The organism is Roseateles amylovorans (genome assembly GCF_025398155.2).
GTDB classification, from domain to species: domain Bacteria; phylum Pseudomonadota; class Gammaproteobacteria; order Burkholderiales; family Burkholderiaceae_C; genus Roseateles; species Roseateles amylovorans.
In genome coordinates, this window is record NZ_CP104562.2 from 4,418,201 (window position 1) to 4,437,945 (window position 19,745).

Here is a 19,745-nt window from a genome sequence, read left to right on the forward strand (position 1 = left end):
TGTCCATGCGCCTGCCTCGCCTGCCCCTCCAATACCTGGCGGCTTTCCGCGCTGCGGCCGTCGCCGAAAACCTGCGCGCCGCAGCCGAGCAGCTCAACCTGACCCACAGCGCGGTCAGCCAGCAGATCCGCGCGTTGGAGGGCCAACTGGGCTTTCCGGTGTTCGCCCGACAGGGGCGGCGCGTGGTGCTGAATGCAGCCGGACAGGCGTTGCTGCGGGGTGTCGAGCGGGCCTATGTGGAACTGGACCAGGCCTTGCGCACCGCGACGGCTGCCCACGGCTCGGAGCAACGAAGTCTGCGCATCACCGTGCTGCCCTCGTTTGCACAGCGCTGGCTGATGCCGAGACTGGGGCGCTGGCACGCGCTGCATCCGGAAGTGGCGCTGGAGATCGACGCCTCACAGCGACTGGTGGATCTGGAACGAGAGGGCTTCGACCTGGCCTTGCGCCAAGGTCAAGGGCCCTGGCCTGGTTTGATTGCAGAGCCGCTGTTCGACTCCACGATGTTGCCGGTCGCGGCACCCGCGCTGGCGCATCAGTTGATCGGGCAGCCGCTGGCCGCGCTGACGCAACATCCGCTGCTGGGCGATGCCGGGCAGTGGGCGGCCTGGTTCGAAGGCGCCGGCCTGCGGTGCCAGGTGGTCCCGATGGCCACCTTCAACGACGCCGGCCTGCTGCTGCAGGCGGCCGAGCAAGGCATGGGCATCGGCTTGACCCGTGAATTGCTGGCGGCCGATGCGCTGATGGATGGCCGTCTGGTGCGGGTGGCCCCACGCCAGGCCGTGCTGCAGGAACCGCAGCGCTACCAGATCGTCTACCCGCCCGCGCTGCGGGAGCAGCCGGCGTTGGTCGACTTCATTGCCTGGCTGCGGGACGAAATGGCCTGCTCACGCGCGGAGCTGGACGGCGCTCACACCTGCCTGAGCGCCCCGCTCGCGCAGATCACGCCCTTCGCGCCCCTCACGCCGCCAGGAACAAGGCCTGCAAGTCGCTGAGGAAATCGAAGCCCAGCGGCGTCGCCCGGATGACGGCGGGATCCGCTTCCAGCAGGCCCTTCGCACGTCCCTTCTCCATCGCCTGGGCGATCGACGACGGCGGCAGCCCGGTGCGTTCGAGGAAGCTCTGCAGCGGCACGCCTTCGCGCAGCCGCAGGGCATTGAGCATGAACTCGAACGGCAGCTCGCTGCGGGCGACCTCGTTCTCATTGGACACGGCCTGGCCTTCGGCCGCCTTGGCCATGAAGGTGGCCGGATCGCGCCAACGCACCTGGCGCAGCACCCGGTGGGCAAAGCTGAGCTTGGTGTGCGCCCCGGCTCCGATGCCGAGGTAGTCGCCGAACTGCCAGTAGTTCAGGTTGTGGGCACAGCGATGACCGTCCCGCGCATAGGCGGAGACCTCGTAACGCGACATGCCCTGCGCACCGGTGCGTTCGGTGATCAGGTCCAGCATCTCGCTGGCCAGGTCCGGATCCGGCAGGTGCTCGGGCGGATCATTGGCGAAGCGGGTGTTGGGCTCGATGGTGAGGTGATAGACCGACAGATGCGGCGGCTGGAACGACAGCGCCTGCTCGATGTCGCTGGCCAGCGCCTCCAGGGTCTGGTCCGGCAGGGCATACATCAGATCGATGTTGAAGGTGGAGAACGCCTGCGCAGCTTCCTGGATCGCGGCGCGCGCCTGGTCGCTGTTGTGCACCCGGCCCAGCCGCTTCAGCTGCGCATCGTCGAAGCTCTGAACACCGATGGACAGCCGGGTCACGCCCGCCTGGGCAAAGCCGGCGAAGCGCTCGCGCTCGAAGGTGCCGGGGTTGGCTTCCATCGTGATTTCGCAGCCCGGCTCCAGCGGCAGGCGCGCCCGCAGGTCGGAGATGAGTTCAGCGATCTGCTCTGGCGGGAACAGGCTGGGCGTGCCGCCGCCGATGAACACCGAGACGATCGGACGTCCCCAGATCAGCGGCAGCGACGCTTCCAGATCAGCGCGCAAGGCGGCGAGGTAGGCACGGCCGGTGTCCAGGTCCAGCTCGCGGCCGGCGCGGAACTCATGCGAATTGAAATCGCAGTACGGGCACTTCTGCAGGCACCACGGCAGATGCACATAGAGCGACAGCGGCGGCAGCGCCGACAGGCTCAGCGTGCCGGGCCGCATCATGCGGATGATGTCAGCCAAGATGCCAGCTCTCGCGCATCTGACGCAGGAGGTCCTGCGACGCCAGCGCCCGATGACTCAGGCGATTCTTCTCCTCGGCGCTCAGCGCGGCGACGCTGCGTTCCAGCGATGGAATGAACAGCAGCGGGTCATAGCCGAAGCCGCCCTCCCCGCTCGCCGAGCCCAGGATCTCGCCGTGCCAGCGGCCCATGGCGACCAGCGGCTCGGGATCGTCGGCGGCGCGCACGGCCACCAGCGCACACACGAAGCGCGCGCGCCGATCCGCCACGCCGGTCAGTTTTTCGAGCAGCACGCGGTTGTTCTCTGCGTCGCTCTTCTCGCGTCCGAACAGCGTGGCGTAGCGCGCAGACAGCACGCCCGGCGCGCCGCCCAGCGCATCCACCGCCAGGCCGGAATCGTCGGCCAGCGCCGGCAGACCGCTCTCACGTGCGGCGTGACGCGCCTTGGTCAGCGCGTTCTCCACAAACGTATGGAAGGGCTCTTCCGCCTCCGGAATGCCCAGGCTGCCTTGGGTCACCAGTTCCAGCCCGATTGGCTGGAAGAGCGCCTGCAGTTCCTTGAGTTTCTTGGCGTTGTTGGAGGCCAGGACCAATTTCATCGCTTGCTCCAATCCATTGAACGATTGATGGCGCCGGGGGCTGCGATCGCTTCGTGCGAGCGAGCCCTCGTGGCGCATGACAGGCCCACGGCATCAGCACGGCAACCGTGCCGCCATCATCCGCCATCCTCCGGTGGCTCCCAGTGCGAGGTCTGCGGATCGGTCGAAAGACCTGCCGTCTGGGGCGACACCAAGCCGAAGCGGGCGCTCCGGTTTGATCAGATGCCCAGCGCCTGGCGCTGCGCGACCTGCAGCTCGCGAATGCCCTTCTCCGCGAGATTGAGCAGCACGTCAACCTCGGCGCGGGTGAACGCCACGCCCTCGGCCGTGCCCTGCAGCTCGACGAAGTGGCCGGCGCCGGTCATCACCACATTCATGTCGGTGTCGCAGGCGGAGTCTTCGACATACTCCAGATCCAGCAGGGCCACGCCGTCCTTGATGCCCACGGAGATCGCGGCCACCGCATCGATCAGCGGCGATTCGGCGATCTTGCCTTGGGCGAGCAGCCAGTTCACCGCGTCCTGCGCGGCGACATAGGCGCCGGTGATGGCCGCGGTCCGGGTGCCGCCATCGGCCTGGATCACGTCGCAATCAAGCTGGATGGTGCGTTCGCCCAGCTTGCTCAGGTCAAAGACGGCGCGCATGGAGCGGCCGATCAGGCGTTGGATTTCCTGGGTGCGGCCGTTCTGCTTGCCGCGGGCGGCCTCGCGGTCGCTGCGGGTGTGGGTGGCGCGGGGCAGCATGCCGTACTCGGCGGTGACCCAGCCTTCGCCGCTGCCTTTCTTGTGTGGTGGCACCTTCTCTTCGACCGACGCGGTGCACAGCACCTTGGTGTCGCCGAATTCGATCAGGACCGCACCTTCGGCGTGACGGGTGTAGTGGCGGGTGATACGCACCGGACGCAAGGCGTCCGCCGCGCGCCCGGAGGGGCGGCTGGCGATGGCTGTCATGAGAGAGGGTCCTTCAGCGGGGAGGGTTCTTGCCGGCGCGACGAATCGCTTCCTGGATCTCGCGCACGGCGCTGTCGATCTCGGCGTCGTCGAGCTGTTCCTGGCCGGCCCCCTGGATGGTGGAGGCGAAACCCTGGTCTTCCAGGTTCTGCGTCGAGATGGAATCCGGAGCATCGCCCTCGCCTTCCCATTCGGCGGCCAGCGCAGTGACATTGTCGCTGCGCGCGCCGGCCTGGCGCAGGGCCTGCTCCACCAATTCCGGCACCGCGTCGCCGACGGTGCGGCTTTCGGTCAGATGACGCACGATGTCGGCGTCGCTGACCGAACTCCACAGGCCGTCGGAGCACAGCAGCAGCCGGTCGCCGTTCTGCAGCAGCAGCGGGCCGTTGACGTCGATCATCGGCTTGCCGGGACTGCCCAGGCAGGTGAACAGCACATGGCGATTGAAGCGCTCCGCCCCGGCGGCATGGCGCCCGAGGGCCTCCTGCAGCTCGCTGTAGGAATGGTCGCGGGTACGGGCGATGAGCTCGGTATCACGCGTCAGGTACATGCGCGAATCACCGCAGTGGGCCCACCACAGCTGGCCCTGCTGCATCACCGCCACGACGATGGTCGTGCGCGGGGTGTCGCTCATGCCGCGCTCGGCCGCATAGGCCAGCAACTGCTGATGCGCCAGCAGCACCGCGGTTTCAAGGAATTGCTGCGGATGCGGTAGCACCGGCTCCGCATCACGCTGGAACAGCGCGGCAACGTTCTGCAGCGCCATCTGGGCGGCGACTTCGCCGTCGGGGTGTCCGCCCATGCCGTCGGCCAACGCGAACAGACCGGCCTCACGGGTGTAGCAATACCCCATGCGGTCTTCGTTCTTCTCGCGCCCACCACGGCGGCTCACCTGGTAAACGGAAAACCTCACGCCTTGGCTCCGGTCTTCAGGTTCTCCAGCTGCAGCTTCAGGCGCTCACTGAAGCTCAGCTTCGTGTAGCGGCGCTCGGTCTCACGCGAGAGTTCCTTCTGCAGCGCGAACACGCTCTGCGGACGGGTCAGCGGATCGAGCGACATGCACCACTCGGTCACCTCGAGCAGGTTGTCGGAGTAGACATTGCGCAGTCGCGACAGACTCAGGCCCAGGCGGTCCTTTTCCAGCCGCTGCGGTGCATCGTTGGGCGGATAGCCCTGCATGCAGGCGTAGATGCAGGCGCCGATGGCGTAGATGTCAGTCCACGGACCCAGCGATCCGTCGCGGCGGTACATCTCCGGCGCGGCAAAGCCCGGCGTGTACATCGGGCGGATGAAATTGCCTTCCTTGGACAGCACTTCACGCGCGGCACCGAAGTCCAGCAACACGGCCTTGTTGTCGTTGGTGATGAAGATGTTGGCGGGCTTGATGTCCAGGTGCAGCATCTTGTGCTGATGGACGATGCGCAAGCCCTTCAGGATCTCGTCGAAGAGCGACCGGATGGTCGATTCCCGGAAGACCTTGTCTCGCTTCAAGTCTCGTGCGGTCACGATGAAATCCTGCAAGGTGTCCCCTTGCAGGTAATTCATGACCATATAGACGGTCTCGTTTTCCCTGAGGAAATTCAGCACCGAGACGACGCTCGGATGCGAAATCTGCGCGAGAGAGCGGCCTTCTTCGAAAAAGCTGCGCAGCCCCAGTCGATAGAGGGGCTGTTTCTCGGGCTTCACGCGAGGCGTGAGCTCGCCAGGGGATCTTTCGGCCAGTGATGACGGGAGATATTCCTTCAGCGCCACCAAGTGATGGTCGGGGTCTTCGGCCAAATACACAACGCCGAATCCGCCCGCAGCCAACTTCTTGATGATCTGATATCCACCCACCACCGTGCCTGCGGGCAGGGGCGCCGGTTTCGGCTTTGACATAATCGCGGTTCGATTTCTCTACCGATAGCTGATGCCAGTTTACAGCATGACAGGTTATGCCAGCGCCACGGCACTACCTACGAACACAGGCGAAACCCCTAACTTGGGTAGCGCCGTTGGCGTCACCGTCGAAGCGCGTTCGGTGAACGGACGCTTCCTCGACCTCAGCTTCCGCATGCCGGATGAGCTGAGGTCGTTGGAGCCCGCGCTGCGCGAACTCATCTCAGGCCAAGTCAAGCGCGGCAAGATGGAACTGCGGATCAACACGCAGCGTGACACCGACAGCTCGCTGCCCAACCCGCAACCGGAATTGCTGAACCGGCTGTCGCGACTGGAATCGCAGGTTCAGGCGTGGTTGCCGAAGGCCCAAGGGCTTACCGTTCAGGAGGCGCTGCAGTGGTGCAAGAGCGGCTCCGGCGGCGCGTCCGCGGCGGACGAAACCGTGATGGATGCTGCTCGCCGCTGCATTGAGGGCTTCCTCGAAGCGCGTGCGCGGGAGGGCGCCAAACTGGTGACGATGCTCAAGCAGCGGGTCACCACTTTGCGTGATCTGGCCCAGCAAGCCGAGCCGCTGATTCCGGCTGCGGTGCAGCGCCAACGCGAGCGGTTTCTGGAGCGTTGGCAGGAAGCGCTGACGGCCACCGGCGCGTCGCAGTCCATCTCCGAACAATCGCTGCAAGAGCGGGCGGTGAACGAGGCGGCAGCCTATGCCTTGCGCATCGACGTGGCGGAAGAACTCACCCGGCTTCGCTCCCATCTGGACGAGGTCGATCGGCTGCTGAAAAAGGGTGGCGAAATTGGCAAGCGCCTGGACTTCTTGATGCAGGAGTTACATCGCGAAGCCAACACTTTGGGCTCCAAGGCGGTCGCGATCGAGCTGACCAACATCTCGGTGGAGATGAAAGTGGCGATCGAGCAGTTGCGCGAGCAGGTCCAAAACATCGAGTGAGGCGCGCGCGTCCCTCCCGGGGGGGGGCCTGGGCGGCCTCGGACCGCGAGCGTGTGAACTTATGCGCCGACCGTCCTTCGGGGCTGGTCGGCCATCCCCATAAAATCACGCGATGGAATACCCCGGCAATCTTTTCGTAGTGGCCGCCCCCAGCGGGGCGGGCAAGTCCAGCCTGGTCAAGGCCCTGCTGGAGGTGGATGCGAAGCTCAGCGTCTCCATCTCCCACACCTCTCGCGCGCCCCGCGGCCAGGAGCAGCATGGCCGTGAGTACCTGTTCATCAGCCCGGATGAGTTCCGCGCGAAGATCGCCCACGGCGATTTCTTCGAATGGGCCGAGGTGCATGGCAACCTCTACGGCACTTCGCGGGCCGCGATCGAGCAACGCATCTCCAATGGCGAGGATGTGGTGCTGGAGATCGACTACCAGGGCGCGCTGCAGATCAAGAAACTGTTCCCGCATGCGGTGCTGATCTTCATCCTGCCGCCGAGCTGGGATGAGCTGCGAGACCGGCTGATCCGCCGCGGCGACACCGAACCGGCGGTCATCGCCAAGCGCATGGAGAATGCCCGGCACGAGGTGGCGCAGGCGCGGCATTTCGATTTCGTGGTCATCAATGCCCTGTTCGACACCGCCTTGTTCGACCTGAAAGCCATTGTGCAAGCACAACGGCTAAAATACGCGACCCAGAGCCGCAACCGGTCCGCCGTGTTCCGCGCGCTCGACCTCATTCCCTAACACCCAGGACATCAGCATGGCCCGCATCACTGTCGAAGACTGCATGACCAAGATCCCGAATCGTTTCCAGCTGGTGCTCGCCGCGACCTACCGCGCACGCATGCTGAGCCAGGGCCACTCGCCCAAGCTGGAATCGAAGAACAAGCCCGGCGTGACCGCCCTGCGCGAAGTCGCCAACGGCGACGTGGGCTTGGAAATGCTGCGTCGCGTGCCCGTCTAAGAACGGCGCAAGACCCGCATCCATCCGCCCCCAAGCGGCCGGCCACTCCGGCCCGCCACGATCAAGGCGCCCTCGGGCGCCTTTTTCTTTGCCCACCCCCAAACCGTCCGATGGGATGCCTGCATGCCACTGCGCATCCGTCAAGCAGCGCTGCACAGTTGCTCTCCGATCGTGACCGATAGTGACCCCATGCCGAAAAGCGCCGGGCCCATGCGGTAAATTCGGCGCATGGGTCTCCGCTCCTTTGCCACTGCTCACATTCCCGGCCTGACGGGCCTCGCCGGGCCCAAGGTCGCGTCAGAGACGTCCACCGAAGCCTCGTCCTTCGATTCGCTGGTCGCGCGCCTGCATTACCTTCCGAAAGCGGACGTCAAGCGCATCCGCGAGGCCTACAAGTTCGCGGATGAGGCCCATCTCGGCCAATTCCGCGCCAGTGGCGAGCCCTACATCACCCATCCGATCGCGGTGGCCGGGCTGTGTGCCGACTGGCGTCTGGATGCGCAGGCCATCATGGCCGCGTTGATGCATGACGCGATGGAGGACTGCGGCGTCACCAAGACCGAACTGATCGAGCGCTTCGAAGCGCCGACGGCTGAACTGGTCGATGGGCTCACCAAGCTGGACAAGCTCCAGTTCTCGACGCGGGAGGAATCCCAGGCCGAGAGCTTTCGGAAGATGCTGCTGGCGATGGCCCGCGATGTGCGAGTGATCCTGATCAAGCTGGCGGATCGACTGCACAACATGCGCACCATGCAGCACATGGCGTTCGACAAACGCCGCCGCATTGCCCGCGAGACCTTGGACATCTACGCGCCGATCGCCCATCGGCTCGGGCTCAACGAGATCTACCGCGAACTGCAGGAGTTGTCGTTCCAGTACATCCATCCATGGCGCCACGGGGCGTTGGCCAAGGCGGTCACCAAGGCGCGCGGCCATCGACGCGATCTCGTGGCGCGAATCGAGCGTGATGTGCTTAAAGCCTTCTCCGAGGCCAACCTTCGGGTGGAAGTGCAAGGCCGCGAAAAAACGCTGTTCTCGATCTACAAGAAGATGCGGGAAAAACACCTGAGCTTCGCCCAGGTGAGCGACATCTTCGGCTTCCGCGTGATCGTGCAGGACCTGCCGCAGTGCTACTGGTCGCTGGGCGTGCTGCACCAGCTGTACAAGCCGCAGCCGGGGCGCTTCAAGGACTACATCGCGATCCCCAAGCCCAACGGCTATCAATCGCTGCACACGACGCTGGTGAGCCCGCTGGGGACGCCGGTCGAATTCCAGATGCGGACCGAGGCAATGCACATGGTCGCCGAGAAGGGCGTGGCGGCCCACTGGCTCTACAAGAGCAAGAGCGACGCCAAGGGCGCGCAGCAACTGGGATCACGCTGGCTGCAGTCGCTGCTGGACATCCAGGACGAGACCCGGGACGCGACCGAGTTCCTGGAGCACGTCAAGATCGACCTGTTCCCGGATGCGGTCTACGTCTTCACACCGAAGTCCAAGATCATGGCGCTGCCCAAGGGCGCGACGCCGGTGGATTTCGCCTATGCCATCCACTCGGACGTGGGCGACCACTGCGTGGCTGCGAAGGTCAACGGCGAGCCGGTCCCACTGCGCACCGAGTTGCGCAGTGGCGATGTGATCGAAATCGTCACCGCTGCGGGCGCGCGACCCAATCCGGCCTGGCTGAGCTTTGTGCGCACCGGGCGTGCACGCTCGAAGATTCGTCACTTCCTGAAGAACCTGGAGCAGGAGGAGTCGCGCGAGCTCGGACACAAGATGCTGGCGCAGGCCCTGCGAGCCGAAGGACTGGCGCTGCCCAGCCTCAGCGAGGACGACGAAACGGCCGCACAGCTCTGGCAAGACCTGGCCCGCTGGGCGGGCAATCGCCACGTCGACGAGCTGCTGGTGGAGATCGGCCTGGGCCGCAAGATTGCGGGGATCGTGGCGAAGAAGCTGGCGCGATCGCTGTCGGAGCAAGGGCAACGTCCGGACGCGGTGCTGCTCACCATGGGACGCTTTGCCACCGACGATGCGCCCGCGCAGGGCCTGGTGCTGCTGGATGGCAGCGAAGGCGCCTCGGTGCGCCTGGCCACCTGCTGCCGCCCGATTCCCGGCGACGACATCAAGGGCTACCTCGGACGCGGCGAGGGCTTGCTGGTCCACACCACCGAATGTGCGGTGGGCCGCCGCCTGTTCCAGCGCGACAGCGAGCACTGGATCTCGGTCGGCTGGGCAGAAGAACTCTCCCGCAGCTTCGAGGCGGAGGTGGGCGTGCTGATGCGCAACGGCAAGGGCGTGCTGGCCCAGATTGCCACGGCCGTCAGCAGCGCCGAAGCTGACATCACTCACATCGCGATGAGTGACGACTCCCAGGAACGCGAGACCGCCGAGATGACGTTGCTGCTGGCGGTCCGCGACCGACTGCACCTGGCGGACACCCTGCGCACCCTGAAGCGGTCCAGTGCGGTGATGCGGGTCTGGCGCGTCAAGCCCTGACCACCGACCCGCTCAGCGCTTACCTCACCCCTCGCACCTCGCACCTCACATTCAGCCTGTCACGCATGGCGCCTGACTGGATAAGTTGAACGGATGGGATGTGCGAGATTGACGAGGTTGCTGGGTGGCTCGGAGGCGGAGGGCCGGGGGGCCATTGGCGGAAGTATTAGGGGGAATTCAACTGCCGGGAGGCAGTTGAAGGAGGACATGGAGCCAATGGCCCCCCGGCCCTCTGCCTCGCGCTCGGCGGCACGCAGGACTAGGCACGCAGGGCCAGGCACGTCTTAACTGCCGCGCCAGGCAAGCCAATCCGAGCCGAACAACAGCCCAACGCATCAAACATCCGCGGGCCTTGGATACGTCACTTCAACCACCTCGATCCGCTCCACCCCCACGGGCGTGACCAACTGCAATTCATCCCCCTCACGGGCTTTCAGCAGCGTGCGGGCGATGGGTGAGACCCAACTGACCTCACCGGCGAGGCTGTCCGACTCATCGATGCCCTTGATGGTGATCGTGCGTTCCTCTCCCTTCGCATTGGCGTAGGTGACAGTCGCGCCGAAGAAGATCTGATCGCTGCCGTGATGGGCACTCGGGTCGACCACCTCTGCGATGTCCAATCGTTTGGTGAGAAAGCGCAGGCGGCGATCGATTTCGCGCAGCCGTTTCTTGCCATAGAGGTAGTCGCCGTTTTCCGACCGATCCCCATTCTTGGCGGCCCAGGACACGATCTCCACAATCTTGGGACGCTCGACATCGAGCAACTGCATGAATTCCGCGCGCAGGCGGGCGTAGCCCGCGGGCGTCATGTAGTTGCGCGCGCCTTGCGGCAACGCGGGCAGCGAGGGGCTGTCGTCGTCATCGCCGTCGCTGTCGGATTCTTTCGTGAAGGCCTTGCTCATGGCGCGTATTGTGTCGCGAGCCCGCGCGCACATCGCGGCGCAAGACCATGAAGTGCGCAGACCCGCGCCGGCCGGGCGACGCCACCCGCCGCGACGGCAAGCAAAAAGGCCAGCGTCCTGAAACGCTGGCCTTTCGATGGGTCGACCGAATGCTTGGGCAGTTGCTTCGCCTCAGCACAATGGAGAAGCAGCCCGGGCGATCATTTCAGCTCAATGACGACGCCGTTTTGCATTCACGATCTCAATGCGCGCATCGTTGAAGTCACGGTCGCCCCCTCCGCGCTGGTCTTCGAAGGACAGCATCGCGCCATTTTTAGTGGAGGAGACCTGTCCGTGGTCCATGCCGTCCACGTTCTTGGTGGTGCCGGCACGGAGTTTATCGGTGCCGTTGTTAATGCGGAACTGGACCGTGGAGCCCGGCTGGGCCTTGATCGATGTGCCGCCACCGTCATTCTTGGAATAGCCCACATCCTTCCACTCACCGTTGCCGACGCGGTACTGGATCAGGTTGTTGTTGCTGGATTCGGAACCCTTGATGTTCACATCCAACTGGCCGCCCTTGCCGACCACATAGCCACCCTTGCTGCTGTCCCAGCCACCCTCACGCTGCGTCGAGCACGCGCCATGCCCCCCATGGCGACCGTATGCGCCATGGTGACCAAACGCGCCGTGCTGGCCGTAGGCGGACGAGCCGTGCTGCGAGCGGCCCCAGCCGCCGCCCCACAGGCCACCTGCGGAGTACCCCATCATCGAGCGGGCCAGTGGCCCTCCCAACGCGCGACCGCCCTGAAAGCAGCCATGGCCGCCACCCATCGAACCCATTGCGCAGCCGTGAAACGGTTGCATCCAGGGGTTGCTGTTCATTTTGAAGAAGTTCACGCCTTCGATTCCTTTGAAGTTGATCTTGTGCAGCGATCGGCATGGCCGTCGCTGGTGCGCACCGCCCGCTCAGGCAGGCGGGTACGCGAACTCCAGTGCATCAAAGGTCGCCTCCTGTTCACCGGGATGCCGACGCAACACCTCAGGTTCATCAGGAATTGCAGAGACCCAAAAGAAAAAAGGTCAGCATCTTTCGATGCTGACCTTTTGATTTGGTGCGGCTGGCAGGATTCGAACCCACGACCCCTTGGTTCGTAGCCAAGTACTCTATCCAACTGAGCTACAGCCGCGCGACTTTTACTGATCAGATACCGCCGTCGTGGCAAGCGGCATCTGGTTTTTATTCTTCTTGGTTCTTCTTTTTACTTTGCCGAAAGATTTGAACAAGTTCAGACCTTTCAACGTTTTTCTGGTGCGGCTGGCAGGATTCGAACCCACGACCCCTTGGTTCGTAGCCAAGTACTCTATCCAACTGAGCTACAGCCGCTGAAAGACTGCGACTATAGCATGCATTTTTAGAGTGAAGCAAGAACCTCGGCGTTTTTCATCATCAAGTTCATTTATCCGAGGGTCGCGGCTGCCTCGAAACACCGCGCGCGGCGTTCGGCATCACCGTCGTTCTCTGCCATTTCCGCCAGTCGCAGCCAGCTGCGACGGCGTGCGGCGGTCGACAGCTCGCGGTCGGCCCCTGCCTGCTCGAGCATCAACCGAGCCTTGCCCCACAGTTGACGCTCCGCCAGCGCATGGCCCAGCGCGTAGGCCAAGGACACATCACGCGGAAAGCGCTGCACCGCACCCTCCAGCCGCTGCAGCCATTCAGGCCCCAGGCCCGGCACGCAAGGCACCAGCGCTTCGGCCAGGGCCTGGCGCTCATCGTCGCCCTGCTCGCCGATCGACTCCCAGAAGGGACGCAGCCAGCCGCGGCCATCCTCCGGTGCACCGAGCGACGCCGCGCAATGCGCCGCACGCGATGCGACGAACACATCGCGCCGGTCCGCCGCATCCAGCTGCTGCCAGGTGCTGCGCAGTTGATCGATGTCACGGGCCGTGTCCAGCGCCTCGCTGGCCAGGGACCGCAAGAGCCCCTGGGCAGCTGCCTTGGAGAAGCCCTGATGCTTGGCCAGCAGCCGAGCGGTCCGCAGGGCCTCCAGCGGTTGCATCGCCAGTCGGCTGCCCTGCAGCTTGAGGCGCAGCGCCTGCGTACGACGCGCCACACCCGGGGTCAGCTCGCCGAGCAGCGCCAGCGCGCGCTGGGCATCCCGATCATCCAACGCCCATTCGGCAGCCAGCAGGCGGGCACCCTCTTCCTGCGCACGCCCTCCCGCGCTGCTTTGAGCCAGTTGCAGCGCCTGCCGCAGGTGCTCGTCGCGACCGCGTCGATCCTGCAGCCGGTGCGCACTCTGAGCCGCCACCAGATGCGCCAGTGCCATGAAGGCGCCGTCCTGCGCCAGATCCGGTGTCATGGCCTGGATGTTGAGCGCGCGCTGTGCCGCCTTCTGAGCGCGGCTGTAGCGCGCACCAAAGAACTCGGCCAAGGCATCGCGCAGGGCGATCTGGGCGCTTCTTTCGCGTTGGGCCATGCGCCACAGGCGCGCCCGACGCGGCAAGGTCAGCAGCGCGTCCAGCGTCTGCATCAGCGTCATCAGCGCAAAACAGCCGGCAAACAGCAGCAGCAGGAACAGATTGAGCGACAGGTCCATGCGCCAGCCGCGCCAGTAGAAACTCGCCAGACCGTCGTTGTTGCCGAGCGTGAGGGCCGCCACCACCGCAGCGACGAACAGCAGCACCAGCCAGATCACCATCCGCATGGCGACCCCTTCAACGCGCGACCGCGCTGAGCGCGGCGAGCGTGTCGTCCGGACGAGGCACCGTGACCTGGCGCGACTGCCCCTGCACCTGCCGCAGCAATTCCGCGGTGATGGCGAGCTTGCGGGACCGTCCATCAAAGTAGCGGTCCAGCATGGCCTGGGCTTCCCGCAGGTCGCCCTGAGCGGTGTCGAACTGGCGGCTCAGCAAGGCCAAGCGGGCATTCAGCAGTCGAAGCTTGAGGTTCTCCCGAAGAAAGAACCCCTGCTCCGGCGCGATCAGCGCGGCTTCGGGATGGTCAATGCGGGTCACCCGCAGCAGTCCGCGCGCCTCACGCCAGACATCGGCGGACAGTTGATCCCATTTGTCGCCCGCGTCGTCCCAGGCGCGCGACCACCAGCTGGCCTCCGACGCCGCCGATGCGGCGGGCGCCGCCCCGATGGCGGCCACGGTGCCGCGCTTGGCGGCCCGGGTGGTGGACGACTGCGGTGGATTCGGATCCCGCGCGGCTTGAGCCACCGCCAGCAGCGGCAGTTCATCGATCTGACGCGAGATCTCGTCCAGCTTGATCGTCAGGGACGAGATGTCGACCACGCCGACCGCCTTGACCCGGTCCAGGTCCCGCGAGACGGCGCGGCGGACCCCTTCGAGTCGTGGTTGCTTGTAGCGGGCCAGCCGCTCGTCAGCCTGGCTGAGCGCCGCGACCAAGGGTTCGGCGCTGCCGGTGATGCTGCTCTGCTGCATGGCCACCCGCAGCGAGGCCTCGATGTCGCCGACCACGTTTTCATCGCGAGAACGCGTCATCGACTGCATCAGCACTTCGAGCTGTTCCCGCTGCAGCGCCACTTCCGCCAGGCGCGCATCCAGCAGCGCGACCTTGGCGGCCGTGTCACGGCTCTGATCCTGCGCCTGCCGGGCCTGGTCTCGGGCGATGTTGGCCTCGCTCTGGCTGGTCTCCTGACGGCGCACCAGCTCCTGCTCAGTCTGCCTCAACCGTTGTTGACTCTGCCAGGCCAGGCCCAGCGCCAGCAGAGCGACAAGGCCGACGCAGACGATCACCGCCTGCGTCAAGGTGGCGCCGCCGGATTTCGGGACAGGGGTCGGTGGGGGCGACGAAACGTCGGCCACGGGGGTGTTGGTCTCGCTCACGACGGCGATTCTAGGGTCGCCCCCGACAGCCCCCGGAATGCCGAGGCGACAGCCGGCGCGTCGGGTCGCACCAAAACCACATGCAACAGCCCGAGCGACCGTGCGCGCGCGGCAATCCGCTCATGGGTGGCGATGGCGCGCACTGCGGCCCAGCGCGGCGTGACGGCGTCGATGAGGGGCTGCGACGCCTCGGGTTGCGTCCCGGACTCTGGCGACACCGCCTCCGAGGGCGCCGATGCCAGGCCCGCGGTCAGCGCTTCGAGATGACCGATCGCCTCGGCGCTGCTGAAGAGCCACACATGGCGGTCCGGCTGGCCGAGCGCCCTGCGCAGCAAGGACTGCCCCCGGGCATCGAGCGTGGGGCAACGGCGACGGTAGACGCTGATCGCCCCCACCTGAGCGCCGCCTTCGCGCAAGCGATCGGCCAGCCATTCACGCCCGCCGTCGCCGCGCACCAGCAGCACACGGGCATCATGCCAATCCGTGCCGGCCACGCGCTGCAACTCCGGCCACAGATGCTCCGAATCCAGGGAGGGCGCGTCGGCGGGCGGCTGCACGATCAGTGCGGCGGGTACGCCTTGCGCCGCAAGGGCAGCGGCACTTCCGGGACCGACGGTCGCCGCCAGCGTCCCTTCGGGCCAAGCCATCGGACGTCCGTTCGATGGCGGCCGCTGCGCAAAGAAGGCGTCCACCGCGTTCGGACTGACAAACATCACCAGCCGCTGGCGCGACAGCCCGGCCCAGGCCTGTCGAGCCGGTTCGGGATCCTCGGCGGGCGCGATCTCGATCAGCGGCAGGGAGGCGGTGGGCACCCCCAGCGCTTCCATCCGCTGTGCCCAGTCGCCCGACTGCGCCTCCGGTCGGGTGAGCAGCAGACGGACGGGGGCTGTCATCGTCGCGCTCAGGGGGTGTGCAGATAGTCGGCCGCACCCAGCGCCTGAAGCGCATGCGCCGTCTCTCGACCGAGAGACTCTGCCGCCGCCAGATCGGCCGCCACGCGGATCTGGCGCACCCGCAGCAACGGACGGGCCGGATCGGTCGGATGGCCCAGCGCGGCATCAAGGGTCAGCGTGTCGGCATCGGTCCAGCGCGCATGCGCGGCCAGCGGCATCGAACAACTGCCGCCCAGCTCACGCGAGACCGCCCGCTCGGCCGCCACCGCCAGCCACGTGGCGCCGTGCGCCAGCGCATCCAGATGAGGTCGCAGGGCCTGGTGATCCGTGCGGATCTCCAAACCCAAGGCGCCCTGGCCCGCGCAGGGGATCATCTCGTCTTCGCTGAAATACTGCCGGATCCGGGGCGCCAGCCCGAGTCGCTTCAAGCCCGCAGCGGCCAGCACGATCGCGTCGTACTGGCCTTCATCGAGCTTGCGCAACCGCGTGTCCAGGTTGCCGCGCAGCGGCTCGATCCGCAGATCCGGCCGGGCGTTGAGCAATTGCGTCACCCGGCGCAGGCTGGACGTGCCCACGCAGGCCCCCTGCGGCAGCGAAGCCAGGCTGTCATAGCGGGGACACACCAGCGCGTCGCGCGGGTCCTCCCGCTCCAGCACCGCTGCGAGGCAAAAGCCCTCGGGCAACTCCATCGGCACATCCTTGAGCGAATGAACCGCCAGGTGGGCGCGCCCCTCTTCCAGCGCGGTCTCCAGTTCCTTGACGAACAGGCCCTTGCCACCGACCTTGGACAACGTGCGATCCAGGATCTGGTCGCCCCGGGTGGTCATGCCCAGCAGCCCCACCGCCAAGCCGCGAGCTTGCAGCAGCGACTGCACATGCTCGGCCTGCCACAGCGCGAGCCGGCTCTCGCGGGTGGCGATCACGAATTCTTCGGATTGAATCATGGCCCGCATGCTAGCCGACCCGCAGCCCAGCACCACGCCGCGCGAAGCAAGGCTTGAAAGATGCCAAAGCCTGGGACGGGCGAACGCCGCACGAAGAAACTGCTAAAGTCAGACGAAGGTAACTTGGTTACATCATCCGTTCATCCGCCTCACCACGACGACGACGCCATGCCCACCAGTTCCTCCTCCCGTTCCAGCCGATCCGCCCGCTCTGCAGACACGGCCGGAAAGGCCTCCAAGACCTCCGCAAAAACGTCCGCCAAGGCGTCCGATCAGGCCGCTGCCAAGCGCAACGCCAAGGCCGGCACCTCGCGCAGCAGCGCTTCGTCCGGTGGGTCTTCCTCCCGGCCCTCCCCCGCCCTCAGTCGGGCGGCCAAGGACAAGAACCAGCCGCTGATGGACGACATCCGGCTGCTGGGACGCATCCTCGGCGAGGTGATTCGGGAGCAGGAAGGCCGCGAGGCCTATGAGCTGGTGGAACGGGTGCGGCAGCTGTCTGTCGCCTTCCGGCTCAAGCGCGATGCCCAGGCCGGCAAGCAGATGGACAAGCTGTTGAAGAGCCTCTCGGGCGAACAGACGGTGAGCGTCATCCGGGCCTTCAGCTATTTCTCCCACCTGGCCAACATCGCGGAGGACCGCCACCATGTGCGCCGCCGCGAAATCCATGACCGCGACGGCAGCCTGCAACCGGGCTCGCTGGCCTATGCGCTGGAGAAGCTGTTCGAAGCGGGTGTGCGTCCCGTCGAAGTGGTGAAGACGCTGGCGAATGGTTTCGTCTCCCCTGTCCTCACCGCCCACCCGACCGAAGTGCAGCGCAAGAGCATTCTGGATGCGGAGCGCGCCGTGGCGGAGCTGGTGACGCAGCGCGATGGCCTGCACACCGAACGGGAAAAGGCAGCCAACGAAAAACTGATCCGCGCCCGCGTCACGCAGCTGTGGCAGACCCGAATGCTGCGCTATTCCAAGTTGACGGTCTCCGACGAGATCGAGAACTCGCTCAGCTACTACCACGCCACCTTCCTTCGGGAGATTCCCAAGCTCTATGCCGAGCTGGAAGAGGCGCTGCCCGGCGAGCAGATCGCGTCGTTCCTGCGCATGGGTCAATGGATCGGAGGCGATCGGGACGGCAACCCGAACGTGACCGCGGCGACGATGCAACAGGCCCTGAAGCGCCAGAGCGAGGTCGCCCTGCGCCACTACCTGACGGAGCTGCATGCGCTGGGGGCGGAGCTGTCCATTTCGCTGCGGCTGACCGGTGTCTCCCCGGCGATGCAGCAACTGGCCGAGCGCAGTCCGGACCGCAATGAACATCGCATGGACGAGCCCTATCGGCGCGCCCTCACCGGCATGTACGCCCGGCTCGCGGCAACGCTGCAGGCGCTGACCGGCACCGAAGCCCTGCGGCACGCGGTCGCGCCCCAGGATCCGTATGTGTCGCCCGACGAACTGCTGGCCGACCTGCGGGTGATCCAGTCCTCGCTCGAAGCGAATCATGCGCAGGCGCTGATCGCGCCTCGACTCAAGCCGCTGATCCGCGCGTTGCAGGTCTTCGGCTTTCACCTCGCCACGCTGGACCTTCGCCAGAGCTCCGACCAACACGAGGCGGTGGTGGCCGAGCTGCTGCGCACCGCACGGGTTTGCGACGACTACAGCGCGCTGGACGAAGCGCAGCGCCGCAACCTGCTGGTCGGCCTGCTCAACGAAACCCGGCCGCTGCGCGTGCTGGGCGTGGACTACAGCGAGCGCACGCAGAGCGAGCTGGCGATCTTCGAGACCGCCCGCGAATCCCTGCGTCGCTATGGGCGCGAGGCCCTGCGCCACTACATCATTTCCCATACCGAGGATGTCAGCGACCTGCTGGAAGTCCAACTGCTGATGAAGGAAGTGGGACTGCTGCGCGGCACGCTGGACGGTCAGGCCGTCAGCGACCTGATCGTGGTGCCGCTGTTCGAGACGATTGCCGACCTGCGCAATGCGCCCGCGATCATGGGCGGCTTCTATGAGCTGCCAGGTATGGCGGCCCTGGTGCGCCGCTCCGGTGGCGAGCAGGACATCATGCTGGGCTACTCCGACTCCAACAAGGATGGCGGCGTCTTCACCAGCAGCTGGGAGCTCTACCGCGCGGAAATCGCGCTGGTGCGTCTGTTCGACGAGCTGCGGCAGCAAGGTCCACTCACCCTGCGCCTGTTCCATGGCCGCGGCGGCACCGTGGGTCGCGGCGGCGGCCCGAGCTACCAGGCCATCCTGGCCCAGCCACCGGGCACGGTGAATGGCCAGATCCGGCTGACCGAACAAGGCGAGGTGATCAACTCCAAGTACGCCAATCCGGAGATCGGCCGGCGCAACCTGGAAACCCTGGTGGCCGCCACGCTGGAAGCCACCCTGCTGCATCCGACCAAGTCCGCGCCGAAGTCCTTCATGGATGCGGCCCAGGTGCTGTCCGATGCCAGCTTCGCCGCCTACCGCGGCCTGGTCTACGACACCCCCGGTTTCGCCGACTTCTTCTTCGCCACCACGCCGATCCGCGAGATCGCCGAGCTCAACATCGGCTCGCGCCCGGCCTCACGCAAGGCCACCCGCGCCATCGAGGACCTGCGGGCCATTCCGTGGGGCTTCAGCTGGGGCCAGTCCCGCATCACGCTGCCGGGCTGGTGCGGTTTCGGCTCGGGCGTGCAGACCTTCCTGGGCAAGGACAAGGCCGGCCGCGAACAGAACCTGGCCCTGCTCAAGCGCATGTTCAAGCAGTGGCCGTTCTTCAAGACCTTGCTGTCCAACCTGGACATGGTGCTGGCCAAGGCCGATCTGGACATCGCGCAGCGCTATCTGGATCTGGTGGAAGACAAGCGGTTGGGCAAGAAGATCTTTGCGGCCATCCAGGCCGAATTCGCCCGCACCGAAGAGGCGCTGGAATTGATCACCGGGGATGGCCATCGCCTGTCGGCCAATCCGGCCCTGGCGCGTTCGATCGAGCACCGCTTCCCCTACATCGATCCGCTCAACCACCTGCAAGTGGAACTGATGCGGCGCTACCGCGCCATTCCCGCCGACAAGCGGGACCAGGATCCGCGGATGGAGCGGGTGCAGCGCGGCATTCATCTGTCGATCAACGGGATCGCGGCGGGGCTGCGCAACACGGGCTGACGCCACACAGCAGATGACGCTGGCCGGGTGGGCGGCCATCTATC

The 19,745-nt window shown here is 65.9% G+C and carries 17 protein-coding genes and 2 tRNA genes; 6 read left to right on the forward strand and 13 right to left on the reverse strand.

From position 1 onward, the window contains the following. Positions 1-5 precede the first annotated feature (5 nt). Positions 6-995: a LysR substrate-binding domain-containing protein gene (locus N4261_RS18290; protein ID WP_261756708.1), complete on the forward strand. Its 990-nt coding sequence runs from the start codon at positions 6-8 to the stop codon at positions 993-995. On the opposite strand, the gene hemW is transcribed toward N4261_RS18290, so the two are convergent. The 5 genes from hemW to N4261_RS18315 form a co-directional block, all read right to left on the reverse strand. Then, positions 961-2,145: a radical SAM family heme chaperone HemW gene (gene hemW, locus N4261_RS18295; RefSeq protein WP_261760764.1), complete on the reverse strand. Its 1,185-nt coding sequence runs from the start codon at positions 2,143-2,145 to the stop codon at positions 961-963. The genes N4261_RS18290 and hemW overlap by 35 nt on opposite strands. Before the next feature lie 10 nt (positions 2,146-2,155). Continuing rightward, a complete protein-coding gene (gene rdgB / locus N4261_RS18300) occupies positions 2,156-2,761 on the reverse strand; it encodes an RdgB/HAM1 family non-canonical purine NTP pyrophosphatase (protein ID WP_261756709.1) in 606 nt (201 codons plus the stop codon). Between the two features lie 218 nt (positions 2,762-2,979). Next, complete coding sequence (gene rph / locus N4261_RS18305) at positions 2,980-3,711, reverse strand: ribonuclease PH (protein ID WP_261756710.1); 732 nt, start codon at positions 3,709-3,711, stop codon at positions 2,980-2,982. 13 nt (positions 3,712-3,724) lie between these two features. Next, positions 3,725-4,624 carry a PP2C family protein-serine/threonine phosphatase gene (locus N4261_RS18310; protein WP_261756711.1) on the reverse strand — a complete coding sequence of 300 codons (900 nt, stop codon included), beginning with the start codon at positions 4,622-4,624 and terminating at the stop codon, positions 3,725-3,727. Continuing rightward, the gene (locus tag N4261_RS18315; protein WP_058936168.1) at positions 4,621-5,589 is read right to left on the reverse strand and encodes a serine/threonine protein kinase; all 969 of its coding nucleotides are present in this window, start codon (positions 5,587-5,589) and stop codon (positions 4,621-4,623) included. The genes N4261_RS18310 and N4261_RS18315 overlap by 4 nt, the downstream gene beginning before the upstream one ends. Before the next feature lie 31 nt (positions 5,590-5,620). On the opposite strand from N4261_RS18315, the gene N4261_RS18320 reads away from it, so the two are divergent. From N4261_RS18320 to N4261_RS18335, 4 genes are all read left to right on the forward strand, one after another. Further along, entirely contained in the window at positions 5,621-6,538 is a 918-nt protein-coding gene (locus N4261_RS18320) for a YicC/YloC family endoribonuclease (RefSeq protein WP_261756712.1), read from the forward strand. Between the two features lie 112 nt (positions 6,539-6,650). Further along, the gene (gmk, locus tag N4261_RS18325; RefSeq protein ID WP_261756713.1) at positions 6,651-7,274 is read left to right on the forward strand and encodes a guanylate kinase; all 624 of its coding nucleotides are present in this window, start codon (positions 6,651-6,653) and stop codon (positions 7,272-7,274) included. Between the two features lie 16 nt (positions 7,275-7,290). Beyond that, on the forward strand, positions 7,291-7,494 hold the full coding sequence (gene rpoZ / locus N4261_RS18330) for a DNA-directed RNA polymerase subunit omega (protein WP_261756714.1): 204 nt from the start codon (positions 7,291-7,293) through the stop codon (positions 7,492-7,494). Between the two features lie 228 nt (positions 7,495-7,722). Further along, on the forward strand, positions 7,723-9,987 hold the full coding sequence (locus N4261_RS18335; RefSeq protein WP_261756715.1) for a RelA/SpoT family protein: 2,265 nt from the start codon (positions 7,723-7,725) through the stop codon (positions 9,985-9,987). 335 nt (positions 9,988-10,322) lie between these two features. On the opposite strand, the gene greB is transcribed toward N4261_RS18335, so the two are convergent. From greB to hemC, 8 genes are all read right to left on the reverse strand, one after another. Next, complete coding sequence (gene greB / locus N4261_RS18340; protein ID WP_261756716.1) at positions 10,323-10,889, reverse strand: transcription elongation factor GreB; 567 nt, start codon at positions 10,887-10,889, stop codon at positions 10,323-10,325. 210 nt (positions 10,890-11,099) lie between these two features. Further along, positions 11,100-11,768 carry a DUF4114 domain-containing protein gene (locus N4261_RS18345; RefSeq protein WP_261756717.1) on the reverse strand — a complete coding sequence of 223 codons (669 nt, stop codon included), beginning with the start codon at positions 11,766-11,768 and terminating at the stop codon, positions 11,100-11,102. A 213-nt stretch (positions 11,769-11,981) separates the two neighbouring features. Next, a tRNA-Arg gene (locus N4261_RS18350) sits at positions 11,982-12,058 on the reverse strand. 120 nt (positions 12,059-12,178) lie between these two features. Further along, a tRNA-Arg gene (locus tag N4261_RS18355) sits at positions 12,179-12,255 on the reverse strand. Positions 12,256-12,328: 73 nt separating this feature from the next. After that, a complete protein-coding gene (locus N4261_RS18360) occupies positions 12,329-13,576 on the reverse strand; it encodes a heme biosynthesis HemY N-terminal domain-containing protein (RefSeq protein WP_261756718.1) in 1,248 nt (415 codons plus the stop codon). A 10-nt stretch (positions 13,577-13,586) separates the two neighbouring features. After that, positions 13,587-14,723 (reverse strand): uroporphyrinogen-III C-methyltransferase, encoded by a 1,137-nt coding sequence (locus N4261_RS18365; protein ID WP_261756719.1) that lies wholly within the window; start codon positions 14,721-14,723, stop codon positions 13,587-13,589. Then, the gene (locus tag N4261_RS18370; RefSeq protein WP_261756720.1) at positions 14,720-15,616 is read right to left on the reverse strand and encodes a uroporphyrinogen-III synthase; all 897 of its coding nucleotides are present in this window, start codon (positions 15,614-15,616) and stop codon (positions 14,720-14,722) included. The genes N4261_RS18365 and N4261_RS18370 overlap by 4 nt, the downstream gene beginning before the upstream one ends. Positions 15,617-15,624: 8 nt before the next feature. Further along, a complete protein-coding gene (gene hemC / locus N4261_RS18375) occupies positions 15,625-16,560 on the reverse strand; it encodes a hydroxymethylbilane synthase (protein ID WP_435531950.1) in 936 nt (311 codons plus the stop codon). A gap of 168 nt (positions 16,561-16,728) precedes the next feature. On the opposite strand from hemC, the gene ppc reads away from it, so the two are divergent. Further along, a complete protein-coding gene (gene ppc / locus N4261_RS18380; RefSeq protein ID WP_435531951.1) occupies positions 16,729-19,701 on the forward strand; it encodes a phosphoenolpyruvate carboxylase in 2,973 nt (990 codons plus the stop codon). Positions 19,702-19,745 lie beyond the last annotated feature (44 nt).